Origin of the sequence: Streptomyces sp. NBC_01384, from assembly GCF_045040035.1 — a bacterium.
GTDB lineage: Bacteria > Actinomycetota > Actinomycetes > Streptomycetales > Streptomycetaceae > Streptomyces.
The window spans coordinates 7,643,612-7,663,680 of record NZ_CP109559.1; the positions used below are offsets into that span (position 1 = coordinate 7,643,612).

Annotated in this window: 22 protein-coding genes and 1 pseudogene; 8 read left to right on the top strand and 15 right to left on the bottom strand. The window is 71.2% G+C overall.

Going from position 1 to position 20,069, the window contains the following annotated elements; translation table 11 throughout:
- The first annotated feature begins 2 nt into the window (after window positions 1-2).
- Complete coding sequence (hemQ, locus tag OG747_RS34730) at window positions 3-734, top strand: hydrogen peroxide-dependent heme synthase (RefSeq protein WP_405883307.1); 732 nt, start codon at window positions 3-5, stop codon at window positions 732-734.
- Window positions 735-759: 25 nt separating this feature from the next.
- On the opposite strand, the gene OG747_RS34735 is transcribed toward hemQ, so the two are convergent.
- The 8 genes and pseudogenes from OG747_RS34735 to OG747_RS34770 all read right to left on the bottom strand — a co-directional run bounded on the left by OG747_RS34735 (window position 760) and on the right by OG747_RS34770 (window position 8,363).
- Window positions 760-2,421, bottom strand: coding sequence for an alpha/beta hydrolase (locus tag OG747_RS34735; protein WP_405883308.1), 1,662 nt, complete (start codon window positions 2,419-2,421; stop codon window positions 760-762).
- 119 nt (window positions 2,422-2,540) lie between these two features.
- Entirely contained in the window at window positions 2,541-3,341 is an 801-nt protein-coding gene (locus OG747_RS34740; RefSeq protein ID WP_405883309.1) for a TIGR04222 domain-containing membrane protein, read from the bottom strand.
- 109 nt (window positions 3,342-3,450) lie between these two features.
- Window positions 3,451-4,209, bottom strand: coding sequence for a DUF4142 domain-containing protein (locus OG747_RS34745; protein WP_405883310.1), 759 nt, complete (start codon window positions 4,207-4,209; stop codon window positions 3,451-3,453).
- Window positions 4,210-4,490: 281 nt separating this feature from the next.
- Window positions 4,491-5,843: a DUF692 domain-containing protein gene (locus tag OG747_RS34750; RefSeq protein WP_405883311.1), complete on the bottom strand. Its 1,353-nt coding sequence runs from the start codon at window positions 5,841-5,843 to the stop codon at window positions 4,491-4,493.
- Window positions 5,844-6,066: 223 nt separating this feature from the next.
- On the bottom strand, window positions 6,067-6,855 hold the full coding sequence (locus OG747_RS34755) for a DUF4142 domain-containing protein (protein WP_405883312.1): 789 nt from the start codon (window positions 6,853-6,855) through the stop codon (window positions 6,067-6,069).
- Window positions 6,856-7,046: 191 nt separating this feature from the next.
- A pseudogene (locus tag OG747_RS34760) lies at window positions 7,047-7,340 on the bottom strand (TetR/AcrR family transcriptional regulator); the annotation flags it as partial.
- Between the two features lie 64 nt (window positions 7,341-7,404).
- Window positions 7,405-7,896, bottom strand: a complete 492-nt coding sequence (locus tag OG747_RS34765) for a cupin domain-containing protein (protein WP_405883313.1) — start codon at window positions 7,894-7,896, stop codon at window positions 7,405-7,407.
- Between the two features lie 95 nt (window positions 7,897-7,991).
- Window positions 7,992-8,363: a DUF4267 domain-containing protein gene (locus OG747_RS34770; RefSeq protein ID WP_405883314.1), complete on the bottom strand. Its 372-nt coding sequence runs from the start codon at window positions 8,361-8,363 to the stop codon at window positions 7,992-7,994.
- 95 nt (window positions 8,364-8,458) lie between these two features.
- On the opposite strand from OG747_RS34770, the gene OG747_RS34775 reads away from it, so the two are divergent.
- Complete coding sequence (locus OG747_RS34775) at window positions 8,459-9,040, top strand: TetR/AcrR family transcriptional regulator (protein ID WP_405883315.1); 582 nt, start codon at window positions 8,459-8,461, stop codon at window positions 9,038-9,040.
- An 11-nt stretch (window positions 9,041-9,051) separates the two neighbouring features.
- Here OG747_RS34775 and OG747_RS34780 read toward each other — a convergent pair whose 3' ends face one another.
- Together OG747_RS34780 and OG747_RS34785 are read right to left on the bottom strand one after the other, a co-directional pair.
- Entirely contained in the window at window positions 9,052-9,258 is a 207-nt protein-coding gene (locus tag OG747_RS34780) for a hypothetical protein (RefSeq protein WP_405883316.1), read from the bottom strand.
- A 6-nt stretch (window positions 9,259-9,264) separates the two neighbouring features.
- Entirely contained in the window at window positions 9,265-10,023 is a 759-nt protein-coding gene (locus OG747_RS34785; RefSeq protein ID WP_405883317.1) for a peptidyl-tRNA hydrolase, read from the bottom strand.
- Window positions 10,024-10,105: 82 nt separating this feature from the next.
- On the opposite strand from OG747_RS34785, the gene OG747_RS34790 reads away from it, so the two are divergent.
- Window positions 10,106-11,122, top strand: coding sequence for an ATP-binding cassette domain-containing protein (locus OG747_RS34790; protein WP_405883318.1), 1,017 nt, complete (start codon window positions 10,106-10,108; stop codon window positions 11,120-11,122).
- Entirely contained in the window at window positions 11,119-11,790 is a 672-nt protein-coding gene (locus tag OG747_RS34795) for an ABC transporter (RefSeq protein ID WP_405883319.1), read from the top strand. The genes OG747_RS34790 and OG747_RS34795 overlap by 4 nt, the downstream gene beginning before the upstream one ends.
- Before the next feature lie 29 nt (window positions 11,791-11,819).
- Here the strand turns inward: OG747_RS34795 and OG747_RS34800 are convergent, their stop codons facing one another.
- Together OG747_RS34800 and OG747_RS34805 are read right to left on the bottom strand one after the other, a co-directional pair.
- Window positions 11,820-12,008, bottom strand: a complete 189-nt coding sequence (locus tag OG747_RS34800; RefSeq protein WP_405883320.1) for a hypothetical protein — start codon at window positions 12,006-12,008, stop codon at window positions 11,820-11,822.
- Between the two features lie 48 nt (window positions 12,009-12,056).
- Entirely contained in the window at window positions 12,057-12,941 is an 885-nt protein-coding gene (locus OG747_RS34805) for a polysaccharide deacetylase family protein (protein ID WP_405883321.1), read from the bottom strand.
- Window positions 12,942-13,158: 217 nt separating this feature from the next.
- Between OG747_RS34805 and OG747_RS34810 the strand changes: the two genes are divergently transcribed.
- Window positions 13,159-13,404 (top strand): hypothetical protein, encoded by a 246-nt coding sequence (locus tag OG747_RS34810; RefSeq protein ID WP_405883322.1) that lies wholly within the window; start codon window positions 13,159-13,161, stop codon window positions 13,402-13,404.
- A gap of 12 nt (window positions 13,405-13,416) precedes the next feature.
- Here OG747_RS34810 and OG747_RS34815 read toward each other — a convergent pair whose 3' ends face one another.
- From OG747_RS34815 to zapE, 3 genes are all read right to left on the bottom strand, one after another.
- Window positions 13,417-14,379 (bottom strand): NAD(P)H-dependent flavin oxidoreductase, encoded by a 963-nt coding sequence (locus tag OG747_RS34815; protein WP_405883323.1) that lies wholly within the window; start codon window positions 14,377-14,379, stop codon window positions 13,417-13,419.
- Window positions 14,380-14,565: 186 nt separating this feature from the next.
- Window positions 14,566-15,618 (bottom strand): slipin family protein, encoded by a 1,053-nt coding sequence (locus OG747_RS34820; RefSeq protein WP_405883324.1) that lies wholly within the window; start codon window positions 15,616-15,618, stop codon window positions 14,566-14,568.
- A gap of 224 nt (window positions 15,619-15,842) precedes the next feature.
- Window positions 15,843-16,985, bottom strand: coding sequence for a cell division protein ZapE (gene zapE / locus OG747_RS34825; protein ID WP_405883325.1), 1,143 nt, complete (start codon window positions 16,983-16,985; stop codon window positions 15,843-15,845).
- Between zapE and OG747_RS34830 the strand changes: the two genes are divergently transcribed.
- The 3 genes from OG747_RS34830 (at window position 16,984) to murC (ending at window position 20,044) form a co-directional block, all read left to right on the top strand.
- The gene (locus OG747_RS34830; RefSeq protein WP_405883326.1) at window positions 16,984-17,820 is read left to right on the top strand and encodes a pyrimidine reductase family protein; all 837 of its coding nucleotides are present in this window, start codon (window positions 16,984-16,986) and stop codon (window positions 17,818-17,820) included. The genes zapE and OG747_RS34830 overlap by 2 nt on opposite strands.
- A gap of 142 nt (window positions 17,821-17,962) precedes the next feature.
- A complete protein-coding gene (locus OG747_RS34835) occupies window positions 17,963-18,436 on the top strand; it encodes an indole-3-glycerol phosphate synthase (RefSeq protein ID WP_405883327.1) in 474 nt (157 codons plus the stop codon).
- Window positions 18,437-18,658: 222 nt separating this feature from the next.
- Window positions 18,659-20,044, top strand: a complete 1,386-nt coding sequence (gene murC, locus OG747_RS34840) for a UDP-N-acetylmuramate--L-alanine ligase (protein ID WP_405883328.1) — start codon at window positions 18,659-18,661, stop codon at window positions 20,042-20,044.
- The last annotated feature ends 25 nt before the right edge of the window (window positions 20,045-20,069 follow it).

Consider the following 20,069-nt stretch of genomic DNA (forward strand, 5'->3'; position numbering starts at 1 on the left):
CCATGAGTGACGACGCCCCCACCACCGGCCCCGCGAAGATCCCGAACATCGGAAAGAAGGCCAAGGACCTCAACGAGGTCATCCGCTACACCCTGTGGTCCGTCTTCAAACTGAAGGACGCGCTGCCCGAGGACCGCGCCGGCTTCGCCGACGAGGTCCAGGAGCTTTTCGACCAGCTCGCGGCCAAGGACGTCACCGTCCGCGGCACCTATGACGTGTCGGGGCTGCGCGCCGACGCCGACCTGATGATCTGGTGGCACGCCGAGACCAGCGACCAGCTTCAGGAGGCGTACAACCTCTTCCGCCGCACCAAGCTGGGCCGCGCCCTGGAGCCGGTCTGGTCGAACATGGCGCTGCACCGCCCCGCCGAGTTCAACCGCTCGCACATCCCGGCGTTCCTCGCCGACGAGACGCCGCGCGACTATGTGAGCGTCTACCCCTTCGTGCGCTCGTACGACTGGTACCTGCTGCCCGACGAGGACCGCCGCCGCATGCTCGCCGACCACGGCAAGATGGCCCGCAGCTACCCGGACGTGCGCGCCAACACGGTCGCCTCGTTCTCCCTCGGCGACTACGAGTGGATGCTCGCCTTCGAGGCCGACGAGCTGTACCGCATCGTCGACCTCATGCGCCACCTGCGCGCCTCCGAGGCCCGTATGCACGTCCGCGAGGAGGTCCCGTTCTACACCGGCCGCCGTAAGTCCGTGGCCGAGCTGGTCGTCGGGCTCGCCTGACGGCCTGGTCGACTTGCTTGCCTGATCAAGGGGCCTGTCGGGAGGTCCTCGCGTCCTCGTGGGCCTTCGCGGAGAGCCGGGCGGTCTTCGCACCACCGCCCGGCGCCACCGGCTTCGGTTCCGCGTGCGGCGCGCACGCCGCGCGCCGCTCCGGGAGGCGGCCCTCCAGCAGATACGCGTCCAGGTAACCGTTGACGCAGCGGTTGGGGCCGCCCGCGATCCCGTGTGTCCCGGCCCCGTTCTCGGTCACCAGGACCGAGTCGGACAGCCGCCGGTGCAGCTCCACCGCCCCCTCGTACGGCGTCGCCGCATCCCGCTCGGCCGCGAGGATCAGGGTCGGCGGCAGCGCCCCGGGCAGCGTCCGTACGCTGAGCGGCCGCTGCCGCGGCACGGGCCAGTACGCGCACGGCAGGTTCATCCACACGTTGTCCCAGGTCTCGAACGGCGCCACGCGCGCGAGCCGCGTGTTGTCGCGGTCCCAGGTGCGCCAGTCCGTCGGCCAGGCCGCGTCATTGCACTCCACGGCCGTGTAGACCGCGTTGCCGTTCTCCGCCTCGGCAGCCGCCTCCGGATGCGGCCCGGCCTGCTGGATCAGCGGCTTCGGGTCGCCCTTCAGATAGGCGGAGAGCGCCAGGGCGCGCTGCGGCCAGTAGTCGTCGAAGTACCCGGCCTCCAAAAACGCGCCCTGCAACTGCCCCGGCCCCACCTTGCCGCCCGCGGGCGAGGCGGCGAGCTGCGCCCGCACCTTCTCGTAGCTGTGCAGCACCTCCTGCGGCGTGGTGCCGAGCCCGTACTCCTTGTCGTGCTTGGCGATCCAGGCACGGAAGTCGGTCCAGCGGCCCTCGAAAGCGGCGGACTGGTCGAGGTTGTTCCGGTACCAGATCCGGTCGGGGGCGGGGTTCACCGCCGAGTCGAAGACCATCCGGCGTACGTGCGAGGGGAAGAGCGTCGCGTACAGGGCGCCGAAGTACGTGCCGTACGAGGCCCCCATGAAGGTCAGCTTCCGCTCGCCCAGCGCCGCGCGCAGCACGTCGAGGTCGCGGGCGTTGTTGAGCGAGGTGTAGTGCCGGATGGCCTGGCCGGAGCGCTTGAGGCAGCCGCTCGCGTACGCCCGCGCCTGAGCGATGCGCTCCTTCTTGTACGTCTCCGAGGGGTACGTCGGCGACTGCGAGGCCCCCTTCAGGAAGAGCTTGGGGTCCTCGCAGGACAGCGGGGCCGAGCGGTCCACCCCGCGCGGCGCGTAGCCCACGAGGTCGTACGCCGCCGCGATGCGCTTCCACTCGGGGAGGAAGCCGATCAGCGGGAAGTACATGCCGGAGGCGCCCGGACCGCCCGGGTTGTAGACGAGGGCGCCCTGGTGCGGCACCTTGTGCTTGGAGTTCCGTACATCCTTGCCGGTGGCCCTGGCGCGGCTGACGGTCAGCTTGATCTGCTTGCCGTCGGGATGCGCGTAGTCGAGCGGCACCGCGACCGTGCCGCAGCTCATCTCGACGGGGAACTCGTCCCCCTTGGGGCACGCGCCGAAGTGGACACCGGCGGTGGCGGCGCGCGCGGCGGCGACGGCGGTGCCGCGCGCTTCGAGGGAGCTTCCGGGATCCGGCCAGGCCTGCGTACCGCCCGCGGGGGCGGCGACGAGGCCGCTCAGGAGCAAGGACCCGGCGGTTCCGTACAGGACGGCAGCTCTCATCGCGTATCCCTTCAGCGCACGGCAGCAACAAAAGGGATGTTTGGTTCGTCAGTTGATGAAGTAAAGCACCTGGTGCCGGTGTCGGCCCCAATGACCCCTATGCGCCCCCTGGGGCGCAGTCAGCGCTGTCGCTCGGCGTTCCGGTCGCGGTGGGCGAAGGCCGCGCGCAACTCCGGCTCGCCGACCGCGCGGATACCGCGTACGGCGACCGAGGTGAGGTAGGTACGGTCGTCGCCGGCGGCGTCGGGGTACCGGGCGAGGGTGCCGAGCAGCCGCTGTCCGGCCGGCGAGGCCCAGCGCGTGTACGGGTGGACCTCGATGCGGGCGATGACGAGGCAGCTCAGCGTGAGGATGAGCGGGAGCGCGAACCAGACGGCGACCGGCACCTCGTTCTCGCTCGGCTGAGCGTGCGTCTGGGTCTGAGAGGGCATCAGCACGGCCACGGCGCCCAGCGCGAGGACGGCCGCGGCGGCGGCCTGGACCTGGCGGACGGCGCCCGCGACGGTGGAACGGGCGCCGTCCGGCACGGCGAGGCCCGCGGCGACCAGGCGGTCGGCGAGGCCCCGTACGGAGTCCGCGGCGGCCGTGGTCGCCCGTACGGGCGCTATCCGGGACTGGCCCTGCGGACCTATGGCCCCTATCACCGAACGCTCCATCTCGTCCCGCCCGCGCGGGTCCACGACGGTCGCCCACCCCGTGTGCGCGAGCAGCAGCCGACGCTGCCGGGCCATCGACACCAGGGTCAGTTCGGCGACCCGGGCGGGGCCGCCCGACAGGAACGCCGCCTCGTACAGGGTGAGGTGGTGTCCGCCCGCCGCGTCGGCGTCGACCGCCGCCGCGCGCATGGCGGCCAGGCACAGCCGAGTGCAGGAAAGACCGGCCGCGGCCCAGGCCAGAAGCAGAAGAAGGACCCAGAACATGGCGTGTTTCTATGCGAAGTGCCCAGGTCGGCGCCATGGCCTGTACGCGATATGGACGGAGCGTTGTGGGTCTGTGACGTTCCAGTGGTGGCGAAAAGGCGCCGCGGGCCTAGCCCTTGGCGCGGGACACGGCCGGGGGCAGCGGATAGGTCCCGGCAGGGGTTACGGGGATGGGGCTGTCCGGGGACTGGATGGGGCCCGGCGGGGCGGGGGAGGCCGTGAGCGGCGGCGGCGGGCCGGCCGTGGCCGCGTCCTGGGCGAGGGCGTCGAAGTCGACGTAACCGGTGGCTTCGAGGACCTTGATGTGGTCGAGCACGGTGGTGTTCGCGTCGTCGGCGAGGTCCCGTACGAGGGAATTGCGGGTGTTCGCGCGGACCTGGGCGACGACGGAGAAGACCTTGCCGTGTGCCTTGCGCAGGATGTTCGCGAACTTCCGGTCGTAGTCCGTGCCGTGCGCGGCCTCGAGTGTGGCCAGCCAGCCGCGCTGCTGGGCGTTGGGCTGGTTCGGGAGCTCAAGTCCGAGCCGCGCGGCGACATTCCGGACACGCGCGTCCAGGAACGTATGGCCCTCGACGAGGTGCGCGCCCGCCGTCTTCACGGCCTGGGTGGTGCCGCGCTCCTCGGCCTGCTGGCCCGCGGGCAGTTCCCACAGCCCGGCCAGCCGGACCTTGGTGATGAACTCCCGGTCCAGTGCGGACAGCGGACCGAACTGGGTCGACACGGACTGGGCGTTCAGGATGTCCAGACCGGTGCCGGCGCGGTCCGCGTACGACCAGATCGGAAAGATCAGCGCGACGAGGGTCGCGGTGAGGGCCGTGATGATGAGTCCTGTCCCACTGACCAATCCGGTGCGGTTGATGGATCGCATGGTGCCTCCTGTTGCGGCACCGCACGCTAGTGCGCTTCGGGTGCGGGTTGGCATATTACTTCGGGCACTACGCCAACTGCCGTAGGAGGGGGAAGGGGTGGAGGGCGGGAGGAAGGCGTCGAATGAGGTGGTTCGGGCGGAGCTGATACCACCTGAAAATGCCGGAATCCCGGCGTGGAATCCGGGCCGCCGGGCGCGGTGTTAACCCCGGCACACTCTGCGGGGGTGGGGCACCACGGCGCGCGTAGGAGTGCGGGTCGGCGTCGGTCGTCGCGGTGGGGTCAGCGGCGCAGCAGTACCCGGCGGGTGGCGCGGGCCAGCCGGGCGGTGGGGCGCCGCGACGGCGGAGTCGGGCCGGACCGCTCCAGCCACCACTCACGCAGCCGACGCCGGGTCTCCGCGTCCTCGGGGCGCCCCGCGAGCAGCAGGTGCTCGGCGAAGTCCAGCGCGTCGCGCCGGTAACCGCCGGCCATCGGATGTCCCTGCGCATACGTGAGAAACGCCGACCGGTACCTGTTCCCGAGGATCTCCGGCAGCTCCGCCGCCACCTTCGCGACGACATCCGCCCGCTTGGCCGCGAGCGCCCGCGCCTGTACGCCCATCCGCACACGGTCGAACCCTTCGGGCACGGGGGTGCCCGCGACGAGCGCGGACAGCAGAGCGACCTGCGCGAGCCCGAGCCGCTGACGGGCGGACGCGCCGGGGGTGTGTCGGGCGGTGGCGGGCAGGTGGGCCGTCGTCCCGTTGGCGCCCCGCGCCTGTGTCGTCCCCTGTGTCTTCCTCCCCTCAGCCTCCTTCCCCTCTGCCTTCGCCAGCGTGCTCCTGATCGCCCCGAGCTCACGCTCCAGCTCGCCCGGCTCCGGGAAGTTCTCGTCTCGTTCCAGGAGAACGCCCGGTGGGGTCACTCGGGAGGCGAGGTCGGTGAGGATGTCGAGCACCGGCCGGGGGACGGGGTGGGCATGGCTGTCGTGCCAGACGCCGTCGCGTTCGAAGCCGCCGGCGACATGAACGTAGGCGATGGCTTCGACGGGCAGTTCGGCGAGGGCCTTCACCGGGTCCTCGCCGCGGTTGACGTGGTTGGTGTGGAGGTTGGCGACGTCTATGAGGAGGCGTACGCCGGTGCGGTCGACCAGGTCGTACAGGAATTGGCCTTCGGTCATCTCCTCGCCGGGCCAGGAGATCAGCGCGGCGATGTTCTCGACCGCGAGCGGGACGGGGAGGGCGGCCTGCGCGATACGGATGTTCTCGCACAGGACGTCGAGGGCGTCCCGGGTGCGTGGGACCGGCAGCAGGTGTCCCGCCTCCAGCGAGGGCGACGCGGTGAGGGCGCCCCCGGCCCGTACGAACGCGATGTGCTCCGTGACGAGCGGCGAGCCCAGCGCCTCGGCCCGCTCGGCGAGGGCGGTGAGGCGGGACTCGTCGGGCCGGTCCGCGCCGCCGAGGCCGAGCGAGACCCCGTGCGGCACCACCGTGACGCCCCGCTCGCGCAGCCGCAGCAGTGACTCGGGAAGATGCCCGGGGCACACGTTCTCCGCCACGGCCTCGACCCAGTCGATACCGGGCATGCGCTCCACGGCCTCGGCGATCTCCGGCCGCCACCCGATTCCCGTCCCCAGCCGCCTCAGCTGCGTCATGTCCCCTCCTCCGTCACGATCCGCCCAGACCTTGCCCGCCGGCTCCTTACGACGGACCCGTGTTCCGGCGTGACGGAGTCATGGCCCCGGGATCCGGGGCCGAACCCGTTCGAGTGGACGTTCAGAGCAACATTTGAGGTTCCGCCAGGCTGCCGCGGCACGCACTGCCGCGGCACGCACTGCTGCGGCCCGACTGCCGCGACATGGACTACTGCGGCACGGACTACCGCAGCACGTTGTCCGGATCCGAGGGCTCCGGACGAGCGGTGTTGACCTCGCCCGGTGCCGCGGGTGACGGACTCGACGAGGTGGTGACACCGGCGTTCGGCTGCACCGCGGGCGCGGAGGGCGCCGTCACCCCGGCGGCCGGCGCCGCGGGACCGGTCGGGCTGGCGGTCGACAGGGCGGCCGTGTCGTTGGCGATGGCGTCGAAGTCGACTTCGCCGGTCTTCTCCAGCATCGTGATGTGGTCGAGCACGGTCTGGTTGGCGTCGGTGGCCAGCTGCCGGACCAGCGTGTTGCGCGTGGTGTTGCGTACCGCGCCGATCGCCGGGAAGATCTTGCCGTGCGCGGCCCGCAGCAGGTTCGCGAACTTCCGTTCGTACTCCTTGCCGCTCGCCGCGGTCATTTCCTGCAGCCAGCCCTGCTGCTGGGCGTTGGGCTGGTTCGGCAGTTCGACATTGAGCTGGGCCGCGATGACCCGCACCCGCTTGTCGAGGTCGGTGTGGCCGACGATCAGGTGATCGCCCGCCTCCTTGATCGCCTTGGTGGGGGCCCGCTCGATCGCCTGCTGCCCGGCCGGCAGCTCCCAGAGCCCGGCCAGCCGCACCCGCACGATCAGGTCACGGTCGGCGGCCGTAAGGGGCCCCCAGGGAGTGCTCACCGTCCCCGCCGCCAGATTCGCCTGTCCCGTGCCCGCGCGGTCGGCGTACGACCACACAGGGAACGCGAGCGCGCCGACAGTGGCGACGAGCGCCGCGATGACGAGGGCGGAACCGTTGATACGCCGCAAAATAAGCCTCCCGGGGGAAACCAACTGGTCGTTGGAAACCTGTACTTGGCCAGCGGCGTGAGGTACGTACGGGGCGCCCTGAATGTTCAAGCGCGACTAAAGCCAACCTTCGGCTTAGGTCAAATGCGCTGCGCTTCGACGCCGTCACCCGGCAGCGGCCACTTCCCCGGCGTACGCCCGAGCAGTCGCAGCGCCTCGTCCAGCCGCCAGACCCGGGCGACTTCCGCCGGGGCCTCGGCGGCGGGCCGGACGACCTGCTCGACGTAGATGCGCGCCGCTTCCCGCACGGTCGCGAGCTGCAGCTCCTGCTTGGAGCCGAAGAGGGCGAAGACCCCGCTCTTGCTGAGCCGTAGCTCCGTGGCCAGCCGGCCGGCGGACAGTGCCTCGAGCCCTTCGACCGAGGCGATGTCCACCGTGCGGCGGAGCACCAACTGCCGCGTACGGTTGCCGCGTTCGACCCTGCCGTCCAGCCGGGTCCCGGCCATCGTGACCTCCACACACCTCAAGAATGTGCCGCAAGCGTAACTGCGTCGCATCGGGTCGCGTCGCTCAGCGTCGTTCGTCCCAGGCCGGGCTCTGCCGGAAGTACGTGTCGTAGAGCTCCTGGACCTCCAGCAGGCTCTCCGGCGGCACCTTGCCGTAGGCGATGCGTTCCAAGTGGCGGAAGTACTCGAAGCGTTCGACACCGGGCGTGATGACGATGAGGATGTCCGCGTCCTCCCCGGGCGCCGCCGCGAAGGCGTGCGGGAGGCCGGGCGGCACGACGACCAGGTCGCCGGCCTCGACGGTGACGACCTTCTCGCCGGAGAGGACCTGGGCGGTTCCGCCGAGCATGTAGAACAGCTCGGCGGAGTCGGCGTGGTGGTGCGGCCTGGCGCCGTCGGCGCCGGCGGTGAGCGTGGCCCGCACCGTGGACAGCGCACCCCCGGTCGCGCTGCTGTCGGCCAGCAACTGGATGGTGGTGGGGGCGCGGCCGATCACTTCGGCCCCGGCGGAGCGGACGATCACGGACTCGTCGAAGTCCGGCACGATCAGCGACATCTCATGACTCCCGAGGGGAAAGGGACGGCGTTCGGGCGGCGAAGAGTTCAGATGGCGAAGAACTCGGATGGCGCGGAGTTCAGGCGGTGCGGAGTTCAGACGGCGAAGAGCAGACCGCCGCTGATGAGCACAACAACGGCCGTGGCGAAGTGGATTCCGAAGGCGACCGCCTTCGTGCCACCGTGCCGCAGCACTATCAGAGTGTCGCCCAGTGGCACCAGGGCGACGGCGACCATGAACCACGCCCCGGCGGTGGCTCCGGCGAAGGCGAGCAGGGCCAGGCCCATAATGCCGCAAGCGGCGTCACGCAGGCCCTTGATCTCCAGATAGGCGGCGTCGCCGTTCTGCTTGGCCGGGACGCCGTACGCCGCGGCGGCGGCCACCGGCTGGACCAGGAAGCGCGCGCCGATGAACAGCACCAAGAGGTCGAGCGCGATCGCAAGGCCGTAGGCGATGGAAGTAAGCACGGCAGGTCTCCTCGAATCTTCGCTAGCATTGCTAGGGACAAGAGCGAAGCTAACATAGCGTGGATAAAAATTCTAGCACTGATAGAATTTCGGGCATGTCGATTCAAGCGCGCCGAGAGCGCGAACGAGCGGAGCGCGAGCGGTTGATCGTCACGGCCGCTCGGCAGCTGGCCGAGACGGAGGGCTGGGACGCGGTGACCACGCGTCGGCCGGCCGCCGAGATCGAGTACAGCCAGCCCGTGCTGTACAGCCACTTCAAGGGCAAGGACGCCATCATGGCGGCGGTCGCGGTGCAGGGCTTCGACGAGCTGGCTCAGGAACTGCGGGCGGCGTGTACGTCGGTGAGCGGCCCGCGCGAGGCCCTCGCCGCCGTCGGCGCGGCCTACGCGGAGTTCGGTGACCGGCGCCCCGCGCTGTACGACGCGATGTTCACGAACGTCGTCGACCTGCCGTTCGCGACCACCGAGGCGCCACCCGCGCTACGGGACGCCTTCGGTGAGCTGCACCGGACCATCCAGCCGCTCGCGGGGGACGACGATCCGGACATCTTCGCGGAGACCTTCTGGAGCGGCCTGCACGGACTCGTCACGTTGATGCGCAGCGGACGCCTCCCCCGCGAGGGCCACGACCGCCGCCTGTCCCTCCTGATCGGCCATTTCGCCCCGACCTCTGCCTGACGTCCCTGTCGTCAGGCGGGGCCAGGGCCGTCGGTGCCGGGGCCGGGATCCCAACCGGCCTCGACGCGGGCCTTCTCCTCCTCGATGAGCGGCCGGACCACGTCCTCGACCGACCGGTGTGAGATCTCGGCGAATCCCCATACCCACTCCACGAGTTCGGCGGGAAGGTCCAGCGTGAGCCGACGCATCCCGGGCTCCGGGCGACCGGTGGTACTCATGGCGCGTCAGGAGGACCGCAGCGCCGGATGATCGGCCACCACCGTGCACGACCCCGGCGCGATCTCCGTGAAGCCCGCGTCGCGGACCAACGGCAGCCCGGAGGTGGTGAGTTCACGCCAGCGGGCCGGGTTCGCGGTGCGGACGGCGAGGGGGAAGCCTGCGTCGCGCCAGGCCGCCCGCTCCTCGTCCGACAGCTCCCACCAGGCCAGCTGTGCGCCGTGCCCGGCCTGCGCCATGGTCTTGCCGGCCGACATGTCGAGATCGGGGTTGAGCCAGAGCACGGGCGCGGTCGCGTCGGCGTCCACCGGCGGCTCCGGGTCGTCGAGGTCCGTGCCGGAGACCTGGAGCCGGGCGAGATCCTTCGGCCAGCCGTCCAGCGGCACCGGCGGGAAGACGCGCACCTCGGCGGACTTCCCCGTGACGGTGATGCCGGGCAGCGCCTCGGCCCGCCGCCACTCGGCGCCGCGCGCCCGCCGTACGACCTTGCGAATCCGGGCGTCCTGCCAGTCCCGCATGGCCTGCGCCCATTCCCCTTCCCCCACCGACCGTTCGTCGCCGAGGATCGTCAGCACGGCGCGGGCCGCCGTCTCCAGCGCGTCGGTACGCGCCGGGGGAGCGGCCTTCTCGATGCGCACGACCAGCGGCAGCACGAACTGCGGCGCCTCGTCGCGCGCGGTGCGCTCGGAACGGAAAGGGCTGTCACCGGCGGTACGGTCGGTGTCGCCGGCGTCGGGTGCGTCGGCTACGGTCGGGTCGCTGCTCACGCCCCCAGTGTGCCAGGCGGAAGATCGGTTCTTCGGTCCCGTTCCTCGGCGAGCGCCGATCCGCCCGCGCGAGGATGACCACATGAACACTGCTCTACGGCTGGAGGGCGTCGGCCGCCGCTACGGCCTGCGCGGCCCCTGGGTCCTGCGCGGCGTCGACCTCGACGTGACGCCCGGCACACTGATCCGCGTCGAGGGCGCCAACGGAACCGGCAAGTCGACGCTGCTGCGCCTTCTCGCCGGGATCGACGCGCCCTCCGAGGGCCGGATCGCCGGGCGCCCGCGGACGGCGTACGTCCCCGAGCGTTTCCCCGCCGCGCTCCCCTTCACCGCCTCCGGCTACCTCACCCACCTGGGCACGGTCCACGGCCTGAGCCGCCCGGCCGCCGCCCGCGCCGCCGACGAGTGGCTGGAACGCCTCGGCGCCGCCGCGTACGCCCGTACGCCGATGTCGGAGCTGTCCAAGGGCAGCAGCCAGAAGGTCGCCGTCGCGCAGGCCCTGCTCGCCGAGCCGGAACTCCTGGTCCTCGACGAGGCCTGGACCGGCCTCGACACCGCCGCCCGCGCCGAACTCGAACGTGCCGTCGCCGAACGCACCGCCGACGGCGCCGTGGTGGTGTTCGTCGACCACGACCCGCGCCGCCTGGCGGGGGTGCCGGACGCGACGTACGCGGTGATCGACGGCGCCCTCCGCCTCCGTGAACTCCCTACGGAGAACGCCACTTCGGCGGTGGCCGGGCCGCACGTGGTCGTCGAGGCCGAGGGCCCGCCGGACGCGGAGCCGCCCGTCGAGGCGGTCGGCCCGGCCGTGTCCATGGAGCGGACCGGAGCGGTGGCGACCCGCTTCACCGTGCCCGAGTCGCACTCCGACGTGCTGCTCAGAGCGCTGCTGGCCGCCCGCCCACCGTGGCACGTGACGAGCGTGCGCCGAGCACGTTCGGAGCCTCCGAAGAACCAGGAGCCCTCGAAGAACCAGGAGTTTTCGAAGAGCCCGGAGCCCTCGAAGAGCCAGGAGCCCTCGAAGAACCCGGAGCTTTCGACGAACCCGTCCGAGAGCGACGTACGCCGCCGCCCGCTCGAAACCGAAAGCCACCGATGACCGCCCTCCTCCGCTACCAGACCGCCCTCCTCCTGCGCTCCCAGCGCTGGTTGCCGCCGTTCATCCTGTACGCGGCCTTCCTGGGGATCGGTGTCCAGAGCGGGCAGCCGGTGCTCGACTCGCTCGGCTACTCGGCCGCCGCCGTCCTCCCCGTCGCCGCCTGGCTCGTCCGTGTCTGCGCCACCAACGAGCCGCCCGCGGCCCGGAGTTGTGTGAGCGCGTCGGTCGGGCCCGGTCGGGCGCACCTCGCCTGTCTGCTCGTCGCGCTGGCGGCGGCCGTATGCATCGGGGCGGCGGCGACGCTGGTCGTCACGGTGATCAGCGACCCGACGAGCACGGACCACCAGAAGCGGGTACCGGTGCTCGCGGCGGGTGGCGCCGGGCTGCTCGCCGCACTCGTGTGCGCCCTGCTCGGCACCGCCGTCGGCGCGCTCACGACGTGGCCGCTGCTGCGCTCGCCGGGCCGGGCGGTGCCGTCGATGCTGCTGGCGGCGCTGTTCGCGCTGGTGGTGACGGGTTCGCCGGCGCAGGCGGCGCTGACGGACCTGATCACCGGCTCGCGGACGGGCACGGTCCCCGCCCCGCTGCTGCCGCTGACGGCCGCCGCGCTGCTCACGGCGGCCGCGCTCGCCGTGGCCTGCGCGCTCACCTCACGCCGCTCACCCTGAACGAACCGGTTCCACCCCGAACGAACCGGTCACCCGGAACAGGCGGTCCGCTGTGCCTCCTGCCACTCGCAGAGGGGGCACAGCGTGATCCCCTTGTACGACTCCGGGTACTCGGTCGGCTTCCGGCACAGCACGCACTCGGCGAACGGCGGCCCGGCGTCGGTCGGGGCCGGAACCGGGGCCCGGCCCGCTGGGGTGCCGCAGTACTCGTCGCTCATGGCCCCAGCGTAAGCCGGGACCGGAGCGCGCCTACGAGGTGCGGCTGTCTACGAGGTGACCTGCTGCCCGCCCCGCGCCACCGTCCCGATCAGCTCGGAGACCTTCACGAACCGGAACCCCTTCTTGCGCAACTCGGGGACGATCGTGTGCAGGGCCAGTTCGGTCGCCGGAGCCGCACTGAGCGTGCAGTGCATGACGACGACGGAGCCGGGCTCCACTCCCTCCAGTACCTGCCGGGCCACGGCGTCGGAGTCGGTGGCGAAGGCATCCCCGCTGACGACGTCCCATTGCACGGCGGTCACGCCGACGGCGCTCAGCGTGCGCAGCGCCTGCTGGTCGTAGCACCCGCCGGGGAAACGGAAGTACGGCAACGCGTTGGGCACGCCCGCCTTCTTGAAGGCGGCGTACGCCCGCTCCACATCGGCCCGCATCTTGTCCTCGGGCACGGTGGGCAGGCCGTAGCAGTTGCCGGTGAAGGCGTAATGGCTGTACGAGTGGTTGGCGACCTCGAAGAGCGGGTCCCGCCCGATGTCCTTGGCCTCCTGGGGATACTCGTCGGCCCACCGCCCCGTCATGAACACGGTGGCCGGCACCTTGAACGCGCGGAGCGTCGCGATCAACCGGGGATTGTCGAAGTGCTCCCCGGCCGCGGCACGTGGCCCCTGATCGGCGGTCATGTCCGCGTCGAAGGTCAGTGCGACGGTCTTGTCCCGCGTCCGCGGGCCGTTCTTGAAGACGGGGGTCAGACCGCTGGAACCGGGGGCGAGGGTGGGGGGCCGCGAGGGTGCGGCGCTGATGCTGCCGGTGGTGGCCGACGCGGGTTGCCCTGGGCGGGCGGCGTGCGGGGTTCCGGGGGTCCCGCAGGCGGTGAGTGCGACGCCGAGTGCGCCGAGGGCGCAGGTCGCGGCGAATCGTCGTACTGGAATGATCACCGGATGAAGATATAGGGACAAGTGTGATGATCTGCCCATTATATGTACGCGTCGGGCGGAGACAGTGCGGGAAGTCACCCGGCCGGGTCTCGTCCGGCTGATGGCGTGACTGTCCCGTGATGGGCCTACCGGTACCGCCTACCGATACCCGTGCCGCTACCGTTTTGCAGGCAGCCGCGACAGGCAGCCTCGACTGGCCGACCCCCGACAGGCCGACTTGAGACGGCATGGGTACCAAGCACTGTCAGGCGAGGGATTCGAACGCCACGCGGCCGAGCCGGCCACCGTTCCGCCCACCCTCGACGTCGGGTACGTGGACCCCTCGGGTGACGGACGCGACGACGTCTTCAACCTGCACACGATCACTACGGCGCACCTGAAGACCAGCGAGTACCGGACTCACGACGGCCCCAGGACCGCCGCCCGGATCGACGCCCAACTCCACTGCCACGCCGGCACGTGAGGTGACCTGCGGTCAGCGTCTTCCCGCTCGGGTCAGGGCGTCCTCCGCCTGTTCGGCCAGGGCGGCAACGAGATCGGCCGCGGGCGGCAGGTCGTTGATGAGGTCGACGGCCTCTCCGGCCCATACCGGCAGCGGCGGCACCTCGCCTCGTGCCACGTCACCCTGATAGTCCTGCTGAGCCTGCGCATCCGCGGTGAGTTCCGCTTCCCGGCCCCGCCATTGGTCAAGGTAGCGATGGCCCAGAGTGCGAGCGGTGTACCGAGAGGGCCAACGGGAGCCGCGGGCGATGTCCAGTACGCGGTTGCGCTCGGTGTCCTCCCCGCGTCCCTCGACGATAGCGGTGGTGATCGAGGGGTGGACCAGGGCTTCGGCCGTGGCCTGGAAGCGGGTGCCGATGAGCGCTCCGGCAGCGCCCAGGGCCAGGGCGGCTGCCAGGCCGCGGCCGTCGGCGATCCCGCCTGCCGCCAGCACCGGAACCGGTGCCGCCAGATCCACCACCACGGGCACGAACGGGAGGGTCGATCGTCCGTGCCTGGCCCCATGTCCACCGCTTTCGGTGCCCTGCGCCACGATCACGTCGGCGCCCAGGTCCACCGCTTGCCTGGCCTCCTCCAGGTCGGTGACCTGAATGATGAGTGTCGCCCCGGCCTGGCGGACGCGTTCGACGTACGGGCTGGGGTCCCCGAAGGACAACATCACCGCCCTGGGACGGTACTCCAGTGCCCGCTCGACCGTGCCGGCATCGATCGCCCAGGTCGGAAAGCCCATGCCCCACGGGGTGTCCGTGCCCGACGCGACGAGAGGCACCTCGCGGGCCAGCCAGTCCGGATCCCCACCCCCGGCGCCGAGCAAGCCGAGCCCGCCGCCGCGAGAGACGGCCGCGGCCAGCGCGCCACCGGCCGACCCACCCATGGGCGCCAGTGCGATCGGATGCCGCACACCGATCAACTTCGTGAACGCAGTCGACAACGCCATGGCCGCCATCATCGCACCCACCGGAACTCAGGGGGCAGGCCTCAGAGTTTCTCCCCCCGCCCCCCATACCCCTCGATTTCGGAGCGGTGGGCGGGCCTCCACCAGCGCCGTCTTCGGTGAGCCCATCACTCGTGAGGGTGTCACCGTCATCCCCGTCGCCAGGGTCGGCTTCGGCCGTACCGGTCCTCACCCGCGCGCTGACCCGCCGTCGGCGGAGTCAGGGCCAGGGGTGGGGTCAGGGGTGGGGCCAGGGCCAGGGCCAGGGATAGGGGTAGGGGTAGGAGTAGGGCCTTGGGTGTCGAGCGGGAACTCGTCGGCATCGAGCTCGGCCTCGAACGCGGCCCTGAGCTTGGCCTTGAGCTCGGTCTCGACCTCGACCTCGGTCTCATCGAGCGCGAACTCGTCGGCCCTGTGCTCGTCGAGCGGACGAGGCGCCGATCGCTGTTCCACCGTCTGTTCCACCGTCGGCGGCCCCTGCTGGACGTGCGCCCGCTCCAGGAACCGCAGCAGTTCCACCGGGAAGGGCAGGACGAGCGTGGAGTTCTTCTCGGCCGCGACCGCCACCACCGTCTGCAGCAAGCGCAGTTGGAGCGCGGCGGGCTGCTCGGACATCACCCCGGCGGCCTCCGCCAGCTTCTTCGACGCCTGGAGCTCGGCGTCCGCGTTGATGATCCGGGCCCTCCGTTCACGGTCGGCCTCGGCCTGCCGGGCCATGGACCGTTTCATCGTCTCCGGGAGTGATACGTCCTTGATCTCGACCCGGTCGATCTGCACCCCCCAGCCCATCGCCGGGCTGTCGATCATCAGCTCCAGGCCCTGGTTGAGCTTCTCGCGGTTGGAGAGCAGATCGTCCAGGTCGCTCTTGCCGATGATCGAGCGCAGCGAGGTCTGTGCCATCTGGGAGACCGCGAAGCGGTAGTCCTCGACCTGGATGATCGCGTCGGCCGCGTCCACCACCTTGAAGTAGATGACCGCGTCGACCCGGACCGTGACGTTGTCCCGCGTGATGCCGTCCTGCGCGGGCACCGGCATCGTCACGATCTGCATGTTGACCTTACGCAGCCGGTCCACGCCCGGGACGATCATGGTGAATCCCGGCGGACGTACGCCACCCGTCAGCCGCCCGAGCCGGAGCACCACTCCGCGCTCGTACTGCTTGACGACCCGGGCCGCCGCGCAGACGTACACCAGACCCGCGGAACCGGCTGCCACGGCCGTAACCACCAGCTCCTGGAGCATGACGACCCCCTTCCGAGCCGCCCATCATGTCTAACATGTCCACTTTACGTCGAGGGCTGGGCCCGCGGTTTTATGTCGCTTCACGGGCGCGGTCCCCGCCGTGCTGTGCCGCGCCGACCAGTTCTCCAACGCGGTCCGGCAGGCGTGGTCGAGGTGGTGCGGGCCGGAGAGGTCCGGCTCGATGGGGCGGTCCTGGGGCAGCGCTCTGTGAAGAGGGTCGAAAGCTACGCCTCGACGAGTCCCTTGGCGTCCCGGGCCAGCGCGGTCAGCCGGGAGATCGCGCGGAAGTACTTCTTCCGGTAGCCGCCGTTCAGCATCTCCTCGCTGAAGAGCTGGTCGAAGGGCATCCCGGAGGCGAGCACCGGCACCTCGCGGTCGTACAGCCGGTCCGCGAGGACCACGAGCCGCAGCGCCGTCGACTGGTCCGGAACCGGCTGGACGTCGGTGAGGCAGACGGCCTTGAGGTCGTCGGTCAGGGCGCCGTAGCGGCTGGGGTGCACGCGTGCGAGGTGGTCGAGCAGATGCGGGAAGTCGTCGAGAGAGGCTCCCTCGGTGGCGTACGCCGCCTTCGTGACCTGCTCGTCGGTGAACGGCGCCGGGGCCTCGGGCAGCCCGCGGTGGCGGTAGTCCTCGCCGTCGATCCGCAGCGGCCGGAAGTGTGCGGACAGGCCCTGGATCTCGCGCAGGAAGTCGGCGGCCGCGAACCGGCCCTCGCCGAGCTTGCCCGGCAGGGTGTTCGAGGTGGCCGCGAGTGCGACCCCCGCGTCGACCAGCTTGCCGAGCAGGGTGGAGACCAGGACGGTGTCGCCGGGGTCGTCGAGCTCGAACTCGTCGATGCACAGCAACCGGTGCCCGGAGAGTGTCTGCACGGTCTTCTGGAAGCCGAGCGCGCCGACCAGGTTGGTCAGCTCCACGAAGGTGCCGAAGGCCTTGAGCGCGGGCTCGGCCGGGGTCGCGTGCCAGAGCGAGGCGAGCAGGTGGGTCTTGCCGACGCCGTAGCCGCCGTCGAGGTAGACGCCACGGGGGCCGGCCGGGGTCTTCGGCGCCTTGGCCTTGCCGAAGCCGAGAAAACCCCGCTTGGCGGTGCCGGTGGCGTGTGCCCCGCCGAGACCGGCCGCGAAGCCCGCGAGGACCCGTACGGCCTCGGTCTGGCTGGGCTGGTTCGGGTCCGGAATGTACGTTTCGAAACGCACCGAGTCGAAGCGCGGCGGCGGCACCATCTCGGCGACCAGCCGGTCCGCGGGGACGTGCGGCTCGCGGGCGCACAGGGACGAGGGGGCTGCCTCGGGTATCGATTCGATCCCGGAAGCGGCGGTGGAGGACGACACGGTTACCCACTCTAAGGGCCGTGCCACACTGCACGACATGCGACGCCTGTTCCCTGTGACCTACGAAACAGCAGCCCAGGCCGCCGCCAGGACCTCCGATGCCCCTGGTACGGCTGTGGCGGATGCGACGGACCGGGAGTGGGAGCTCCTGGAGCTGGCGGAGGCGTACGCCTACCCCGATGCCGCCGGCTCCCGCTCCTCCGGCGTTCGTGAGCCCTGGCTGCGCGCCAACATGGTCTCCACGCTCGACGGCGCCGCCCAGCACGACGGGAAGTCCCAGGGCATCTCCAGCGCGGCCGACATGCGGATCTTCGGGGTGCTGCGGGGGCTCGCGGACGTCGTGATCGCGGGCGCGGAAACGGTACGCCAGGAAGGTTATCGCCCGGCACGCGCGCGTGAGGAGTTCGCGGCGCTGCGGGCGGCTGCCGGACAGGGCCCGGCGCCCGCGATCGCCGTCGTCACGGCCGGCCTGGACCTGGACTTCTCGCTGCCGCTTTTCACCTCGCCCCTGGTGCCCACGCTGGTCCTGACGGGCGCCGCGGCGGCCCCCGACCGGGTGGCGGCGGCCGAGAAGGCGGGTGCCGAGGTGGTCATCGCCGGGGACGGCACGGGTGTGGACCCCGTACGGGTCGTACGGGTCCTCGCCGGGCGTGGCATGACCCGGCTGCTGACGGAGGGGGGCCCGCGACTGCTGGGCCAGATGGTCGCGGCGGGGGCCCTCGACGAACTCTGTCTGACCCTCTCCCCTACGCTGACGGCGGGCGACGCGCAGCGGATCACCGGAGGGCCCGCGATGCCGGTCCCGACCCGCTTCGAACTGGCGTCCTTGCTGGAGGAGGCCGGATTCCTCTTCGCCCGATACCGTCGGCCCTGACCGGCGGTCCGGACGAGTAGGAACATACTGTTCCGATTATCTTCCGCTGGGCACACGGATAATCGCAGTCCCTGTGCGATCGCGGGGCAGGATGGTTTCAGCAGGGGGCCAGGGAGGCCCATGGACGAGAAGGGCGCCTGTCGTGTTCACGAGCGTATTGATGATCGAGAAGGCCCTGACGTCTGCCGACGTGGAGTTCGTCACCACTTTGCACGGTGACGAGGCGGTCGCTTTCCACGTGCTGCTCCAGCCGCGGGGTGACCAGGCGGACCGGCTGCTGCGGGCCATCGACGACGTCGCACTGGGCGAGCTGGACGAGGCGGCCCACGAGCGCGAGACGCCGGAGGGCGAGGAGGCGGCAGGTCAGGGGCAGCAGGCCCTGGATGTGTCGCTGGTGGCACTGCGCTCGGCCGGCAGCGAGGCGGAGGGGCGGCTCATCGAGGACCATCCGCTGGACGCGCTGAAGGCGCTGGTCGGCGAGGTCGACGCCGACGAGGTCATCGTGCTGACCGACCCGCACTACGTGGAGGAGTTCTTCCACCGCGACTGGGCCTCGCGGGCCCGCCACAAGGTCGGCGTGCCGGTGCTGAAACTGTTCTCGCACAGCAAGGCGTAGCGCTGCCGCCGGGCTCGGCCGTGGGGCGCCGTGGGGGTGCGGTGGTTTTCGGGGGCGGGCACGTCGTGGCTGGTCGCGCCCACGCGGCGGAGCCGCACATCGGCACAGCCCCGCGCCCCTTCGCGGCGTGGTTGCTTGTGCCCCTTGCAAGGCGCCGGGCGCCGCACCGCATAGGCTGGGCCGCTGAACGTCCGCCGTATCAGCACGCACAGGGAGACACGCATGGCACCCGGCCTTCCCACCGCCATGGACCGACCGCACTTCATCGGCATCGGCGGCGCCGGAATGTCGGGCATCGCGAAGATCCTGGCGCAGCGCGGGGCGAAGGTGGCGGGCAGCGACGCGAAGGAGTCCGCGACCGCCGAGGCCCTGCGCGCGCTGGGCGCGACGGTGCACATCGGACACGCGGCGGACCATCTGGCGTCCGACGCCACCTGTGTGGTCGTCTCCTCGGCGATCCGCGCGGACAACCCGGAGCTGGCCCGCGCGGCCGAGCTGGGCATTCCGGTGGTCCACCGTTCGGACGCCCTCGCCCGTCTGATGGACGGCCTGCGTCCGATCGCGGTCGCGGGCACGCACGGCAAGACGACCACGACGTCGATGCTCGCGGTGTCGCTCTCCACGCTGGGGCTGAACCCCTCGTACGCGATCGGCGGCGACCTGGACGCCCCCGGTTCGAACGCCCTGCACGGTGAGGGAGAGATCTTCGTCGCCGAGGCCGACGAATCGGACCGCAGCTTCCACAAGTACGCGCCCGAGGTGGCGATCGTGCTGAACGTGGAGCTGGACCACCACGCCAACTATGCCTCCATGGACGAGATCTACGAGTCCTTCGAGACCTTCGCGGGCAAGATCGTGCCGGGCGGCACGCTGGTGATCTCCGCGGACCACGAGGGCGCGCGCGAACTCACCCGGCGCCTGCCGGCGGACGTCCGGGTGGTGACGTACGGCGACTCTCCCGACGCGGACGTACGCGTCCTCTCCGTGATCCCCCACGGCCTGAAGAGCGAGGTGAAGGTGCTCCTCGACGGCGCGGAGCTGACCTTCACGGTCTCCGTCCCCGGCCGCCACTACGCGCACAACGCGGTGGCGGCGCTGGCGGCGGGCGTCGCCCTGGGCATCCCGGCGGCCGAGCTGGCCCCGGCCCTGGCCTCCTACACGGGTGTGAAGCGGCGCCTCCAGCTGAAGGGCGAGGAGGCGGGCGTCCAGGTCGTCGACTCCTACGCGCACCACCCGACGGAGATGACGGCGGACCTGGAGGCGATGCGCGCGGGTGCCTCCGGCCGCATCCTGGTGGTCTTCCAGCCCCATCTGTTCTCCCGCACCCAGGAGCTGGCCAAGGAGATGGGCGAGTCCCTGTCCCTGGCGGACGCCTCCGTGGTCCTGGACATCTACCCGGCCCGCGAGGACCCGATCCCGGGTGTCACGAGCGAGCTGATCATCGAGGCGGCGCGGGCGGCGGGCGCGGACGTGACGCCGGTGCACGACAAGGCGGAGGTGCCCTCGGTCGTCGCGGGAATGGCGAGGCCCGGTGATCTCGTTCTCACCATGGGCGCGGGAGATGTGACGGACCTCGGACCCGAGATCCTGGCCCGCCTGTCGAAGTAGCCGTGACGTGTGTGAGGGGTTGAGC